Origin of the sequence: Pseudoduganella albidiflava, from assembly GCF_004322755.1 — a bacterium.
Lineage (GTDB): Bacteria > Pseudomonadota > Gammaproteobacteria > Burkholderiales > Burkholderiaceae_D > Rugamonas > Rugamonas albidiflava.
Map to the genome: position 1 here is coordinate 4,238,177 of NZ_CP036401.1, position 13,987 is coordinate 4,252,163.

General features: G+C 64.9%; 12 protein-coding genes and 1 tRNA gene. 4 read left to right on the forward strand and 9 right to left on the reverse strand.

Translation table 11 applies throughout. From position 1 onward, the window contains the following. Window positions 1–25: 25 nt before the first annotated feature. Together EYF70_RS17380 and EYF70_RS17385 are read right to left on the reverse strand one after the other, a co-directional pair. Window positions 26–445 carry a hypothetical protein gene (locus tag EYF70_RS17380; RefSeq protein ID WP_131146532.1) on the reverse strand — a complete coding sequence of 140 codons (420 nt, stop codon included), beginning with the start codon at window positions 443–445 and terminating at the stop codon, window positions 26–28. Window positions 446–518: 73 nt separating this feature from the next. Then, window positions 519–1,514, reverse strand: a complete 996-nt coding sequence (locus EYF70_RS17385; RefSeq protein ID WP_131146533.1) for an AraC family transcriptional regulator — start codon at window positions 1,512–1,514, stop codon at window positions 519–521. Window positions 1,515–1,610: 96 nt separating this feature from the next. Between EYF70_RS17385 and EYF70_RS17390 the strand changes: the two genes are divergently transcribed. Continuing rightward, window positions 1,611–2,363, forward strand: a complete 753-nt coding sequence (locus tag EYF70_RS17390; protein ID WP_131146534.1) for an SDR family oxidoreductase — start codon at window positions 1,611–1,613, stop codon at window positions 2,361–2,363. Between the two features lie 179 nt (window positions 2,364–2,542). Here EYF70_RS17390 and EYF70_RS17395 read toward each other — a convergent pair whose 3' ends face one another. The 3 genes from EYF70_RS17395 to EYF70_RS17405 are packed head-to-tail and all read right to left on the reverse strand — an operon-like array spanning window position 2,543 to window position 5,390. Further along, window positions 2,543–2,755 (reverse strand): DUF2783 domain-containing protein, encoded by a 213-nt coding sequence (locus EYF70_RS17395; RefSeq protein ID WP_131146535.1) that lies wholly within the window; start codon window positions 2,753–2,755, stop codon window positions 2,543–2,545. Continuing rightward, window positions 2,752–4,413, reverse strand: coding sequence for an FAD-dependent oxidoreductase (locus EYF70_RS17400; protein WP_131149169.1), 1,662 nt, complete (start codon window positions 4,411–4,413; stop codon window positions 2,752–2,754). Before EYF70_RS17400 ends, EYF70_RS17395 begins: the two co-directional genes overlap by 4 nt. Window positions 4,414–4,427: 14 nt before the next feature. Further along, window positions 4,428–5,390, reverse strand: coding sequence for an MBL fold metallo-hydrolase (locus tag EYF70_RS17405; protein ID WP_131146536.1), 963 nt, complete (start codon window positions 5,388–5,390; stop codon window positions 4,428–4,430). Between EYF70_RS17405 and EYF70_RS17410 the strand changes: the two genes are divergently transcribed. Then, entirely contained in the window at window positions 5,332–6,399 is a 1,068-nt protein-coding gene (locus tag EYF70_RS17410) for a LysR family transcriptional regulator (protein ID WP_229420428.1), read from the forward strand. The two genes, EYF70_RS17405 and EYF70_RS17410, sit on opposite strands and share 59 nt — an antisense overlap. 2 nt (window positions 6,400–6,401) lie before the next feature. Here EYF70_RS17410 and EYF70_RS17415 read toward each other — a convergent pair whose 3' ends face one another. Then, the gene (locus EYF70_RS17415) at window positions 6,402–7,304 is read right to left on the reverse strand and encodes a LysR family transcriptional regulator (protein WP_131146537.1); all 903 of its coding nucleotides are present in this window, start codon (window positions 7,302–7,304) and stop codon (window positions 6,402–6,404) included. A gap of 92 nt (window positions 7,305–7,396) precedes the next feature. Here EYF70_RS17415 and hmgA point away from each other — a divergent pair, with 92 nt between their 5' ends. Together hmgA and fahA are read left to right on the forward strand one after the other, a co-directional pair. Then, window positions 7,397–8,689, forward strand: coding sequence for a homogentisate 1,2-dioxygenase (gene hmgA, locus EYF70_RS17420; RefSeq protein WP_131146538.1), 1,293 nt, complete (start codon window positions 7,397–7,399; stop codon window positions 8,687–8,689). Further along, a complete protein-coding gene (gene fahA, locus EYF70_RS17425) occupies window positions 8,686–9,996 on the forward strand; it encodes a fumarylacetoacetase (protein WP_131146539.1) in 1,311 nt (436 codons plus the stop codon). The genes hmgA and fahA overlap by 4 nt, the downstream gene beginning before the upstream one ends. A gap of 195 nt (window positions 9,997–10,191) precedes the next feature. Here the strand turns inward: fahA and EYF70_RS17430 are convergent, their stop codons facing one another. The 3 genes from EYF70_RS17430 to EYF70_RS17440 all read right to left on the reverse strand — a co-directional run bounded on the left by EYF70_RS17430 (window position 10,192) and on the right by EYF70_RS17440 (window position 13,976). After that, complete coding sequence (locus EYF70_RS17430; protein ID WP_131146540.1) at window positions 10,192–11,520, reverse strand: MFS transporter; 1,329 nt, start codon at window positions 11,518–11,520, stop codon at window positions 10,192–10,194. A 1,000-nt stretch (window positions 11,521–12,520) separates the two neighbouring features. After that, window positions 12,521–12,613 (reverse strand) — tRNA-Ser (locus tag EYF70_RS17435). A 118-nt stretch (window positions 12,614–12,731) separates the two neighbouring features. Continuing rightward, a complete protein-coding gene (locus EYF70_RS17440) occupies window positions 12,732–13,976 on the reverse strand; it encodes an aspartate kinase (protein ID WP_131146541.1) in 1,245 nt (414 codons plus the stop codon). Between the last annotated feature and the right edge of the window lie 11 nt (window positions 13,977–13,987).

A 13,987-nucleotide genomic window follows, 5' to 3' on the forward strand; every position in this document is an offset into this window, starting at 1 on the left:
GCCCGGTATGTCCCCCTGCCGGCAGTCAGGAGTAACGACGCCACGGATGCCGGAACAGCGGCACCTTGTCCCACTTCAGCAGGAAGGCGATCCGCTGGGCGATCCAGGTGGCCTCCTCTTCCGATGTCCATTTCGCGGCCGCCAGCGCGCTCCGGTAGCGCTCCAGCAGACGGTGCCGTGCGGCCGGCAGGGCCGATGCTTCGCCACGTTCGACGATCAATGTGCACAGCCGCAATGCGAGATCCTGGCAGGCCTCGAAGCGCCCGGCATACGCTTTCTGGACGTTGTCGATGGCGTTGCGCCGCGCATCGGTTTCTTCGCCGGCGTTTGCCGGCCCTTCGTCCAGCATGTCGAGCACGGCCACCGGAATGGGAAAATCCTCCGGGACCGCGTTGTCGATAACGGCATCGTTCTGGTTCACTGGCGCAGACAGGTGTTCGCTCATGTGCTATTCGGTGAGGTCGGCATGCCCAAAGGCGCGGTATCGCGCCCTCCCCGGCCCGGATTGCGGCCGCACGTCACTCTACGACATGAGCATGACGATGCGATGACGGGTCTGGATGTGACAGAGTCTCGACCGGGTGTGACGAGCCAGACCTGACTGGCGCAGCCGGCTGGCCGGATTGACGCGCATAACGCGCTGGCGTGATGCCGGCATGGCGCGTGAAGGCGACGTTGAAGGTGCTTGCCGAACTGTAGCCGACCTGCTCGGCCACCTGGGCTATCCGGCAGTCGCTGCGCCGCAGCAGGTCTTTTGCCAGCGCCATGCGCCACGTGAGAACGTATTCCATCGGCGCGACACCTACCGCTTGATTGAACCGTTCGAAAAATCCTGAACGGGACAAGGCCGCTTCCTGCGCCAGCGCCGCCACGGTCCACGCGCGTGCCGGGGTGGCGTGGATGAGGCGAAGCGCGACCGCCAGCCGCGCGTCGGCCAATCCCCGCAACAGCCCGGGCGACGCCATCGTGCCCTGCGCCGAGCGCAAGGCCTCGATCAGCAGCACCTCGAGCAAGCGGGTCATGATGACCTCGCGCGCCGGGCGCCGGGCGAGCGACTCTTCGCGCAGCAGTTCCGCCAGTGTCGCCAGCCTGCGCTCGCCGCACACGTGAATGAACTTCGGCAGCAGCGAGACCAGCAGCGCCGCATCCGGGGAGCCGAATTCGCAGTAGCCGACGATGTAGCGCACCTCTGGCGGGCCGTGCTGCTCGCCCAGGCGGAACTCGCCGGGCCCGAGCTGCACCGGCAGCATCACGGCGTGTCGATGGGGCGGCGGTACCAGGCTCGACATGCCGAACTCGTAAGTCGCCGGGATGAGGACGAAGTCCCCGGGCGACAGCAGCAGCGGCTCGCTGTCGCCAACCGTCAGGCGGCAGCTACCGTCGAGGATCACGCAGAACGAGGCTTGGCCGGTTTCCGTCCGCTGCACGCGCCAGGTGCCCGCGGCATCGACCACCTTGGCATAACGTGGAGCGAGCTGCAGCAAGCTGACTACTTCCGCCAATGGATCGGCCATCTGGACTCCTGCAAACTTTTTCTGGACTTTGGATTGTAGCCGGTCCACGAGATCTTCTCTATCCTTCTGGAATCCCAACCATTTTTGGAGTCTTTCATGAACACTGTGCTGATCACTGGCTGCTCGTCCGGCTTCGGGCTGGAGATTGCCCGCCACTTTCTCGAACGCGACTGGAAGGTCGTCGCTACCATGCGCACGCCCGACCCCGCGCTCCTGCCGCGGTCGGACCGGTTGCGCATCGTGGCGCTGGACGTGACCGATGCCGCCAGCATCCGCGCCGCCATCGACGCCGCGGGCGCCGTCGACGTCCTGGTCAATAACGCCGGCATCGGGATGCTTAATCCGCTCGAAGCGATCACGATGGCATCGGCGCGCGAAGTGTTCGAGACCAATACGCTGGGAACGATCGCGATGACACAGGCGGTATTGCCTGCGTTCCGGGCGCGGGGCGCCGGTGTGATCGTCAACGTCACCTCGACAGTGACCCTTGCGCCTCGTCCCCTGCTGTCGGTCTACACGGCCAGCAAGGCCGCCGTGAACGCGTTTACCGAATCGCTGGCGCTCGAACTGGAACCGCTCGGTATTCGCGCCCACCTGGTGCTGCCTGGCCGCGCGCCCGATACCCGATTCGGCGCGGGGGCGCGCAGTCGAATGCAGGGCGACGTGCCGCAGGCCTACCGGCCCTTCGTGGACACCGTATTCGCCGGGATGCAGGCCCCCGGCCCCGTTACGCTTCCCGAAGATGTGGCGCGTGCGGTATGGCGGGTGGTCACGGAGCCGGCGGCACCGCTCAGGGTGCCGGCTGGCGAGGACGCGGAGGCGCTCGCGGCGACGCAAAAAGCCGCCTGAACGTTCGAGAAGGCAAGCGCCGGGGTGATCGGTGAGTACTTCCGAACAGCCATCGAGTACCACGACGGTGGAGCGGCGAAGGTGTCCCTCCGCCGCCCCGGCAGCGGGTCCATGCGGCGCAACAGGAAATGTCCGGCACTGCAAGGAAGTGCCGGACGCATGACGGCGATGGCCTCGCGTCAGCGTGCCGTGCTACCCGCGTTTGCCCGGGCGATCGACAGGGCCTCGCGCAGCACCGCCAGGTTGCCGATGTGATTCGACAGCAGCAGGATCAGCTGGGCGTTCAGCATCCTGCTCTGCTCATCATCGAGGCCCTGGTGGGCGTCGATCAACGCCTCGTAGAAATCGTCGGGGGCGGACAGGTTGCTGTCCAGGTTCAGTTGCGCATTCATGCTGCTTGCTCCAGGTTGCAGGTGGCACGGGCAACGGCCTGGCGAACGGCCGCTTCGTCGAATTCGCGCCAGCGGGCGCATACGTGCTGGTCCGGCCGCAGCAGGTAGTAGCTGCCCGGTAGCGCGCCATACCGCTGGCGCACCAGCCCGTCACGGTCGACCAGCACGCCCGGCCCCGAGGCCGTGCCTGGCGCGGCGATCACCAGCGTGCGGACCGGAATCGGCCCATCGGCCAGCGCGGTGCATCGCCGCAGCACACTGTCGTCGACGTGGCTGCCGGCAAAGTAGATGCCGGTGAAGTCGTCGCCGACATGGCGCAGCAGCCAGTCGGCCTTGCCCTCCCATTCGACCGGCGCATCGGCCGCCGGCGAACCTGGCCGCAACGCGGGACCGAACGCCTGCGCATCCGCGGTATTCAGGGGCGAATCGCCATACACCGACGGCATGGACAACCGCCCGCTGTTGACCAGTTTGCGGGCGAACGCATGGTCGCGCGCCAGCTGCAGTGTCGCGTCGCGGAACAGCCGGCTGACCGCGCTTTTCGGCGTGATGAAATCGGTCGCCCGCGTCGAGTTCAGGATGTTCTCGTCGGCGGCATATTCCCGCTCGCTGGCATAGGTGTCGAGCAGCGCAGCGGGCGCCTTGCCCTGCAATACCAGGCGCAGCTTCCACGCCAGGTTGTCGGCGTCCTGCACGCCGCTGTTGGCGCCGCGGGCTCCGAACGGCGACACACCGTGGGCCGAGTCGCCCGCGAACAGCACGCGACCGTGGCGGAACTTGTCCATGCGCAGGCAGCAGAACGTGTAGATGCTCACCCATTCGAGCGTAAAGTCCACCTCCTTGCCGAGCAAGGCGCGGATCCGGGGCATCACGCGCCCGGGCTCACGCTCGGCGACCGGATCGGCGTCCCATCCCAGCTGGAAATCGATGCGCCAGACGTCATCCGGCTGCCGGTGCAGCAGCACCGACTGGCCGCGGTGGAATGGCGGATCGAACCAGAACCACCGCTCGGACGGGAATTCGGCCGTCATCTTCACATCCGCGATCAGGAAGCGGTCCCTGAAGATGCGCCCCTTGCTTTCAAGTCCGAGGAAATTGCGGATCGCGCTCTTGCCGCCATCCGCTGCCACGACGTACTCCGCCTGCAACGCATACTCCCCGTCCGGCGCGGAAACCGTGAGCGTCACCCCTTCGGTGTCCTGCACCAGGCCAGTCACCTTGCTGCTCCAGCGCAGCTCGAGCAGCGCAAGCTCCCGGGCTCGCTCATGCAGGTAGCCTTCCACGTAGTACTGCTGCAGGTTGATGAAGGCCGGCCGCTCGTGCCCCTGCTCGGGCAACAGGTCGAAGCTGTAGAGTGGTTGGTCGCCCATGAATACGCGGCCGACGTTCCAGCTCACCCCCTTGCCGACCATCGGGTCGCCGCACCCGAGCCTGTCGAAGACTTCCAGCGTACGCTTGGCAAAGCAGATCGCCCGCGAGCCGGTCGACAGCCGGTTATCGTCATCGAGCAGGATCACAGGCACTCCCTGCCGGGCCAGGTCGATCGCCGTCGCCAGCCCGACCGGGCCGGCCCCCACCACCACGACCGGGCGGCGTCCTTCGCTGCTGTCCTTGCGCGGCTGGTAGTCGAATACGCGCTGCTGGAAATCCGTCTCCATCATTTTCCTCCGTCTTACGCCTGCAGGGCGTGCCACATTTCCTTGTCGCGCTGCGCCGTCCAGATGCGCGGATGCTTGATGCCGCTCGCCTCGTCGTAGGCGCGGGTCACGTCGAACGGCAGGCAGTGCTCGTAGATGAAGACGTGCGCGAACTTCGGATCCATCTTCGAGCGCACGTGCGCCATCGCCGCTTTCAGGTCGAGCTTGTCGGCGACCGCTTCTTTCGCGCTCTGCAGGAGCGTGGTCACGAAATCCTTCGTGTAGTCGATGCCGGCATTCACTTCGGCCGGATTCAGCAGCGCGGGGCCGCGGCCCGGCACCAGTTTGTCGAAGTTCATCGCGCGCAGCGTTTCCAGCGTTGCCGGCCATTCTTCCAGCTGGGCGTCGCCCGTATAGGCGGCGGCGTCGGCTTCGACCAGGTCGCCGGAGAAGCAGATGTTCTGCGCCGGGATATACGCGATCGTGTCGCCCTTCGTGTGGCCCATGCCCACGTGCGCCAGCTTCACTTCCAGCTGGCCCATGAAGATCGTCATCTCGTTGTCGAACACCATCGTGGGCCAGGTGAGGCCCGGCACGGATTCGACGCCGGCGAACAGGCGGGGGAAACGCTCGATCTCCGATTTCATGTCCTGCTCGCCACGCTCGACGATCATTTCATGGGTGCCGCGCGAGGCGATCACCTGCTCGGCGCCTTCCTGGAAATAGGCCGAGGCGCCCAGCACGCGCACGGCATGGTAGTGGGTGAGCACCACGTATTTGATCGGCAGGTCGGTCACGCTGCGAATGTGCCCGATCAGGGCACGGGCCATGACCGGCGTGGCGGTGGTGTCGATCACCATCACGCCGTCGTCGCCGATGATGACGCCCGAATTCGGATCGCCCTCGGCCGTGTACGCATAGGCGTTATCGGAAAGCTTGATGAAACTGGTCTTCTTGACTTCCAGGTCGGCCTGCGATGCGAATTTTTTTTCTGCCACGATGCGATCTCCTTGGTTTGTTGGGCGTGGTCAGACGATACCCCTTGCAGTATTATTTGAAAATCACACACCATCGATTCACGTTATGAATGATCTGCATAACAGCGACCTGGATCTCAACCTGCTCCCGGTCTTCGATGCATTGATTCGCGTGGGGAACGTCAGCCGCGCCGCTGAAGACTTGTCGATGTCCCAGAGCGCCGTCAGCCATGCGCTCAAGCGATTGCGGCTGTTCTTTGGCGATCCCCTGTTCCTGAAAACGGGGGCGGGGATGCAGCCCACGCCCCGTGCGCTGGAACTGCGCGGCCCCGTGCTGTCGGTGATGGGCACCGTGCGCGGCGAGCTGCTGGTACGGGAAGGCTTCGATGCGGCCCGGTCGAACCGGGTGTTCAGTCTGCTGTTGACCGACATGGGCGAGCTGATCTTCCTGCCGCGGCTGATCGCCCGGCTGCGTGAAACGGCGCCTCACTGCACGCTGCGAACCTTGCAGGTTCCGATGCGGCAGGTACAGGGCGTTCTTGAAAGCGGCGAAGGCGACCTGGCGCTCGGTTCGCTGCACGCCGTTCCCGACGGGCTGTTCCAGCAGCAGTTGTTCACGCGATCGTTCGTCACGATCGTCAACCGCCGCAACAGCGACATCGGTGAAACGCTGAGCCGCGACCAGTTCTTCGCCATGGAGCACATCGTGGTATCGCTTTCCGGGAAGCTGGAAGATGCCTACGATGCCATCGTCGACGAACTGGACGGGCCGCGCCGCATTTACCTGATGACGCCGCACTTCCTGACGGTGCCGATGATCATCGAGGAGAATCCGCAGCTGATCGCCACGGTGCCGCGCGAACTGGCGACCAAGTTTGCCGGCTACAAGAGTATCCGCATGGTTGCCACGCCCGTGCCGGTGCCGCCGTTCGCGATTCGCCAGCACTGGCACCCCCGTGTCCACCACGACGCCGCCAATATCTGGTTGCGCCAGCAAGTCAAGCAGACGTTCGACACCGCCCCCGAATAAGGCTATTCGCCGAACGCCTCCACGACAAGGGTGCGCAGCCAGCGGTTGCCTTCGTCCTGGTTGTAGCGCCGGTGCCAGAACACGTTCGTCTGCAGCGCGGCGAGGGGCAACGGCGATTTCACGTACACCAGGCCGAATGGCGCGGCGACCCGCTCGGCCAGTTTCTGCGGCACCGTCACCACCAGGTCGGTGGTACTGACGATATACGGGGCGGCCGAGAAATGCGGGACCGAGAAACTGGCGGCGCCGAGGATGCCGGCTTTTTGCAATGCCGTGTTGATGCCGTCATACGGGCTCTCGAGCGCGGCCACCACCAGGTGCCGCACGCCGACCAGGCGCTTGACCGTCAGCGGTCCGGCGGCAAGCGGGTGCCCTGCCCGGAACAGGCATACATGGTCTTGCCGGAACAGGCGGCGCTGGTACAGCGCCTCGGGCGCATCGTCGAACGCGCCGATCGCGAGATCGACGCGGCCCGCTTCCATCTCCTCGCGCAGGCCCGGCGTGCCGACCCGTATCGAGGCGATCTGCACACCGGGCGCCGCCGCGCCGCACAGCTCGACCAGGCGCGGCATGAAATACACCTCGCCCACGTCGGTCATGGCGATCGTGAAGCGGCGCCGGCTCGTTGCCGGGTCGAACGGCTGGACCGGCGCCAAAGCCTGTTCCAGGTGCGCCAGCGCCGTCGCTACCGGCTCGGCCATGCGCTCCGCATACGGCGTCGGCTGCATGCCGGCGGCAACGCGCACGAACAAGTCGTCTCCGGTGGCGCGGCGCAACCTCGCGAGAGCATTGCTGACGGCCGATTGCGTGAGGCGCAGCCGGCGCGCCGCGGCGGAAATCTGCCGCTCGCGAAACACCTCCTGGAACACCAGGAGGAGGTTCAGGTCCAGGTCGCGCAGTTCCATGTCGCATCTATTTCTAAGGTGAATAGTCGACATTTTCGCATTCAGCACGCTAATGGTCTACAGTGGCATCACGCTTTCATCCAGGAGACAATGTGAACAAGACCGACCTGAATCCGGGCTACCTGTCCGGCTTTGGCAACGAGTTCGCCACCGAAGCATTGCCTGGCGCCCTGCCACAGCACCGGAACTCGCCGCAGCGGGCACCCTACGGCCTGTACACGGAGCAGCTGTCCGGCACCGCCTTTACGGCGCCGCGCGCGCAGAACCGGCGCAGCTGGCTGTACCGCATCAGGCCCGGGGCCATGCACCAGCCGTTCACCCGGCTGGACAACGGCGGCATCGTCAGCGACTTCAGTGCGCTGGAGGCGCCGCCGAACCAGTTGCGCTGGGACCCGCTGCCGATGCCGGACACCCCGACCGACTTCATCGATGGCTGGGTGACGATGGCCGGCAACGCCGGCGTGGGCATCCACCTGTACGCCGCGAACGAGCCGATGGAGGGCCGCTATTTCTATGACGCGGACGGCGAGCTGCTGATCGTGCCGCAACAGGGCCGGCTGCACATCGCCACCGAACTGGGCGTCGTCGATGTGGAACCGCAGGAGATCGCCGTGATCCCGCGCGGCGTGCGTTTCCAGGTGACGTTGCCCGACGGCCAGGCGCGCGGCTATGTCTGCGAGAACTTCGGCGCCCTGCTGCGGCTGCCCGACCTGGGCGTGATCGGCTCCAACGGCCTGGCCAACCCGCGCGACTTCCTGACGCCGCAGGCGGCCTTCGAAGACCGCGAAGGCGACTTCGAGCTGGTGGCCAAGTTCGCCGGCAACCTGTGGCGCGCTTCGATCGGCCATTCGCCGCTCGACGTGGTCGCCTGGCACGGCAACTACGCGCCCTACAAGTACGACCTGCGCCACTTCAACACGATCGGCTCGATCAGCTATGACCACCCCGATCCGTCGATCTTCCTGGTACTGCAGTCGCCGAGCGACACGCCGGGTGTGGACACGCTGGACTTCGTGATCTTCCCGCCACGCTGGCTGGCCGCGGAGAACACGTTCCGGCCGCCCTGGTTCCACCGGAACGTGGCCAGCGAATTCATGGGCCTGATCGATGGCCAGTACGACGCCAAGTCGGAGGGCTTCCGCCCGGGCGGCGCGAGCCTGCACAACTGTATGAGCGGCCACGGCCCGGATGCCCCCACGTTCGAGAAAGCCAGCGTCGCCGACACGACCCGGCCGCACAAGGTCGATGCCACGATGGCCTTCATGTTCGAGACTCGCGACGTGATTCGCCCTACCGCCGCCGCCCTCGCCTCGCCCCAACTGCAGCCGGACTACTATCAGTGCTGGCAAGGTTTTAACAAGCATTTCAAGGATCCACGCGCATGAGCATCCAACTCAACGAAACCCATGACGCAGCACTGACCAGCTGGGTCAAATCGGCCAATGAAGCCGGTGCTGATTTTCCCATCCAGAACCTGCCGTTTGCAGTGTTCCGCCGTGCCGGCAGCAGCGAAGCGTTCCGCGGTGGCGTCGCGATCGGCGACCAGATCGTCGACCTGTCCGCGCTCGGCGATGCGCTCGCCGGCGCGGATTCCGCCGCGCGCGAGGCTGCGGCGCTGGGCTCCCGCGACAGCCTGAACGCACTGATGGCCGCAGGCCCGCAGGCCTGGTCGGCGTTGCGCCTTGCCCTGTCGCGCCTGCTGCGCAGCGACGCGCCGCCACGTCCCGAGCTGCTGGTCGCGCAGTCCGATGCCGAGTTTACCGTGCCGGCCACCATCGGCGACTACACGGACTTTTATACGTCGATCCACCACGCGACGGCTGTGGGCAAGCTGTTCCGGCCCGACAATCCCCTGCTGCCGAACTACAAGTGGGTGCCGATCGGCTACCACGGGCGCTCGTCCACGATCGGCGTGTCCGGCCAGGCGTTCCACCGTCCACGCGGCCAGACCCGCGGCGCCACCGAGACCGAACCGGTGTTCGGCCCCGCCAGGCGGATGGATTTCGAGCTGGAAGTCGGCATCTTCGTCGGCGGCGGCAATGCCGCGGGCGAGCCGATCGCCGTTGACCACGCCGAGGAGCACGTGTTCGGCCTGTGCCTGCTGAACGACTGGTCGGCGCGCGACCTGCAAGCGTGGGAATACCAGCCACTGGGCCCGTTCCTGTCGAAGAACTTCGCCACCACGATCTCGCCCTGGATCGTGACGACCGAGGCGCTTGCGCCCTACCGCGCGGCCTGGCAACGCGACGCCGCCGATCCGCAGCCACTGCCTTACCTGGACTATCCGGCACTGCGCACCAGCGGAGGCTTCGACATCGAACTGGACGTGCTGCTGCAAACGGAAACCATGCGCCGCGAAGGCCAGGCGCCGGCCGTCATTGCGACCTCGAACTTCCGGCACTCCTACTGGACCGTGGCCCAGCTGGTGGCCCACCATACCGTCAATGGCTGCGCGCTGCGCCCCGGCGACTTGCTGGGATCGGGGACCCAGTCCGGCCCGAAAGCGGCGGAAGCCGGATCGCTGCTGGAACTGAGCGCCGGTGGCAAGCAGCCGCTGACGCTGCCGAATGGCGAGCAGCGCGTCTTCCTCGATGACGGCGATCGTGTCGTGCTGCGCGGCCGTGCCACGCGGCCGGGCTTGCCGCGCATCGGCTTCGGCGAAGCGTCCGGCACGTTGCTCGCCGCCCGCTGATCGCACTCCAATGCATGCCTGCGGCACGCCCCTTTCCGGGGCGTGCGCGATTCCGGCGTCACGGATCGACGGCCGTCTGGAGTAATGCCGGTGCCGCCGCGCCTGGGTTGCGCCGGCACCGATGCCTTGGCCACCTTGCAGGCAGGGCACTGGCCAGGGGCACGGCGACACAGGCCGCGTTGGCCAGCCGACTGATCATGCTTTCTCCTGCGCGTTGCGCACGCCTGCCAGCAGGACGACCGCGCCGGCGGCAAGCAGGCCGCTGAGGATATACAGCGCGTTATCCATGCTGCCGGTCGCCGTCTTGATCTGGCCGATGACCCAGGGCGCCACGATGCCGCTGGTAATCCCCACGCTGCTGATCAAGGCGATACCACCCGCGCGTGCCGCAGGCGGCAGCATGGCTGTCGGCATGGCCCAGAAAATGGGCAGGGCCGAGAAGATCAGCGTGGTGGCGACCGACAGCAGTGCCAGCGCGACGGCCAGGCTGGAAGGATGAGTCGTCAGTGCGGCGAGTGCGATCGCCCCGCCGATCGTGCACGCGGCAAAGAAGCTGCGATGGCGCGCATTGCGGTCGGCCATGCGGGCGATCACGAGCACGCCAAGCGCACCGATCGCATTGGGAATCACCGAGTACAGGCTGACCTGCACCACGTCGCCGACACCGAAATCGCGAATCATGATCGGCATCCAGAAGCTCAGGGTCAGCGCCCCGCATGTAACGGCGAAGTAGATGAAGGCGAAGACATACAGGCGGGGATTGCGGAACCAGGCCGCGGCCTTGCCCTTGCCATGCGCATCGGGGGCCCCGGCCGTCTGCCCGAGGTTCGCCGCCACGCGCGCCTTTTCCGAACCGTTCAGCCAGCTGGCGTTCGCCGGCGTATCGTCCAGCCAGTAACAGGCAATCACCGCGAGTACCAGAGCGGGCGATCCCTCGATGATGAACATCCACTGCCAGCCCTTCATGCCCAATACATCCGCCATGTCGCGCATGATCCAGCCCGACACCAGGCCACCCAGGACGCCGGCGACAGCCACGCCCGCGAAGAAATACGCCAGCACCGATGCCCGGCGCAGCGGCGGGTACCAGTAAGTGAGATACAGCACGATGCCAGGGAAGAAACCGGCCTCGAAGACACCCAGTGCAAAGCGCAGCGCATAGAACTGGGTCGGCGTCTGCACCCACCCCATCGCCACGGACGCCGCGCCCCACAGCAGCATGATGCGAACGAAGGTCTTGCGGGCACCGTATTTCGCCAGCAGCAGGTTGCTGGGGACTTCGAACAGCACGTAGCCGATATAGAACACCGCGGCGCCCAGGCCATACATGGCGTCGGAAAAGCCCAGGTCCTGTTTCATTTGCAACTGGGCGAAGCCGATGTTGATGCGGTCGAGGAACGACACGACATAGCAGATGAACAGGAAGGGAATGATACGGCGGGAAATCTTGCGGTAGAGCGCGTCGTCCGTGTCGTCGCCGGCGACGACGCCTGCCGCCTCCGAACTGGTGGTTGCACCGTACATAAATGTCTCCATGATGTTGTGTTGCTCCAGCGTGGGCCGGAGCGCGAGGGGCCGGTCTTGGTCGCCGGGCATGGATCATGTTAGAAGGTAGACATGTATTGGTAAATCGCATGAACGTCATACAAGGTATGAATGGCGTACATGACATAGGGTCGACGGCGGTCTTTCGGCTGCACGGCGCGACACGCGCCTGATACCCGATCCGGCACGCGTGCGCATAGTTGCATGCAGGGTGATGTGCCGCAGGTCTACAGGTCCATGCTGGATACGGTATTCGGCTGGATGTAAGCGCCCGGCCCGGTTACGCATCCCCAAGATGTGGCGCGCGCTTTATGGAGTGCGGTCACGAAACCGGCGTCACCGCTCAGGGCGCTTGCTGGTGAGGACGCTTAAGCAATTGCAGCGACGCAAAGCGCGCCTGGGAGTTCACGAAGTGCGTGCCAGAGCGGCGGGCAGACAAGAAAATGGCAGCCCGTAAGGGATACCATTTTTTTGTTCTGGCGGAGACAGCGGCTTTGCTCTGGCGGAGACGAAAGAAGTGAGGGAACGAGCGCCAGCGCGAAGCGCCGGCGGAGCCGCAGCGGAGCTGCGGCAAATGGCGATTCGGAGAGCCCAGGCCCGGCAGGGCCTGGTCTTCGAATCCCACCGTCTACCGTCCAGACAAAGCAAAACGGCCTCCCGCAGGGGAGGCCGTTTTACTTTGTTCTGGCGGAGACGCAACTGGCGCCAAGCGCCAGCAGAATGGACGATTCGGATAGCCCAGGCCCGGCAGGGCCTGGTCTTCGAATCCCACCGTCTACCGTCCAGACAAAGCAAAACGGCCTCCCGCAGGGGAGGCCGTTTTACTTTGTTCTGGCGGAGACGCAACTGGCGCCAAGCGCCAGCAAAATGGACGATTCGGAGAGCCCAGGCCCGGCAGGGCCTGGTCTTCGAATCCCACCGTCTACCGTCCAGACAAAAAAAAATGGCATCCCGCAGGGGATGCCATTTTCTTTTGTTCTGGCGGAGACGGTGGGATTCGAACCCACGATACGGGTATAAGCCATATGCTTCCTTAGCAGGGAAGTGCCTTCGGCCACTCGGCCACGTCTCCTAGATGATTACTCACCTATCATCTTTTCTGCAACATTTCTGCGTCAGATCAGATGCCCGCCATAGTAATTGCCGCGACCTGTTTGGTCAAGGAAATCGGCGGTTTTTTTCTGAAATATTCACTCTTTTTCGAGTTCAAATGCCTTGTGCAGCGCGCGCACGGCCAGCTCCATGTATTTCTCGTCGATCAGCACGGAAATCTTGATCTCGGAGGTCGAGATCATCATGATGTTGATGCTTTCGTCGGCCAGGGTGCGGAACATCTGCGAGGCCACGCCGACGTGGCTGCGCATGCCCACGCCGACCACGGAAATCTTCGACACTTTCGCGTCGCCGATCAGCGAAGCGAAGCCGAGTTCGCCCTTCTGGCCTTCCAGCACTTCCAGTGCCTTGTTGTAGTCGTTGCGGGAAACGGTGAACGTGAAGTCGGTCTTGCCTTCGACGGACTGGTTCTGGATGATCATGTCCACTTCGATATTGGCGTCGGCCACCGGGCCCAGGATGTGGTAAGCCACGCCCGGACGGTCGGGCACGCCCATCACGGTGATTTTGGCTTCATCGCGGTTGAAGGCGATGCCGGAGATGACTGCTTGTTCCATATTGTCTTCCTCAAACGAAATCAGGGTACCGGACTTGGCTTCCTCGGCCAGGTCCATCAGCGGGTCGGTCAGCGACGACAGCACGCGCGTGGGCACGCGGTAGTTGCCGGCGAATTCCACCGAGCGCGTCTGCAGTACTTTCGAACCCAGCGATGCCATTTCCAGCATCTCTTCGAAGGTGATGTGCTTCAGGCGGCGCGCTTCCGATACCACGCGCGGATCGGTCGTGTAGACGCCATCCACGTCGGTGTAGATCAGGCACTCGTCCGCCTTCAGCGCGGCGGCGATCGCCACGGCGGAAGTATCGGAACCGCCGCGGCCCAGCGTGGCGATGTTGCTGTTCTCGTCCACGCCCTGGAAGCCCGTGATGATCACGATCTTGTTCTGGTCCAGGTCGGCGCGCACGCGCTTGTCGTCGATCGACTGGATGCGCGCCTTGGTGAACGCGGAGTCGGTCTTGATGCCGACCTGCCAGCCGGCGTACGACACGGCGGCCTTGCCGATCGCCTGCAGGGCCATCGACAGCAGGCCGACGGATACCTGTTCGCCGGTCGAGGCGATCATGTCCAGTTCGCGCGGGTCGGGCGGATTCTGGATTTCCTTGGCCAGCGCGATCAGGCGATTGGTCTCGCCGGACATTGCCGACGGCACCACCACCACCTGGTGTCCCGCATCGTGCCATTTGGCGACACGGCGCGCGACGTTCTTGATACGGTCCGTCGAACCCATCGACGTACCGCCGTATTTATGAACGATTAAAGCCATTGCGTTTTTCA

Bases quoted from the DNA above. Each gene is read 5' to 3' on its own strand.
- EYF70_RS17380 (WP_131146532.1), bottom strand. From the start codon at position 445: ATGAGCGAACACCTGTCTGCGCCAGTGAACCAGAACGATGCCGTTATC.
- EYF70_RS17385 (WP_131146533.1), bottom strand. From the start codon at position 1,514: ATGGCCGATCCATTGGCGGAAGTAGTCAGCTTGCTGCAGCTCGCTCCA.
- EYF70_RS17390 (WP_131146534.1), top strand. From the start codon at position 1,611: ATGAACACTGTGCTGATCACTGGCTGCTCGTCCGGCTTCGGGCTGGAG.
- EYF70_RS17395 (WP_131146535.1), bottom strand. From the start codon at position 2,755: ATGAATGCGCAACTGAACCTGGACAGCAACCTGTCCGCCCCCGACGAT.
- EYF70_RS17400 (WP_131149169.1), bottom strand. From the start codon at position 4,413: ATGGAGACGGATTTCCAGCAGCGCGTATTCGACTACCAGCCGCGCAAG.
- EYF70_RS17410 (WP_229420428.1), top strand. From the start codon at position 5,332: ATGAAACTGGTCTTCTTGACTTCCAGGTCGGCCTGCGATGCGAATTTT.
- EYF70_RS17415 (WP_131146537.1), bottom strand. From the start codon at position 7,304: ATGGAACTGCGCGACCTGGACCTGAACCTCCTCCTGGTGTTCCAGGAG.
- fahA (WP_131146539.1), top strand. From the start codon at position 8,686: ATGAGCATCCAACTCAACGAAACCCATGACGCAGCACTGACCAGCTGG.
- EYF70_RS17430 (WP_131146540.1), bottom strand. From the start codon at position 11,520: ATGTACGGTGCAACCACCAGTTCGGAGGCGGCAGGCGTCGTCGCCGGC.
- EYF70_RS17440 (WP_131146541.1), bottom strand. From the start codon at position 13,976: ATGGCTTTAATCGTTCATAAATACGGCGGTACGTCGATGGGTTCGACG.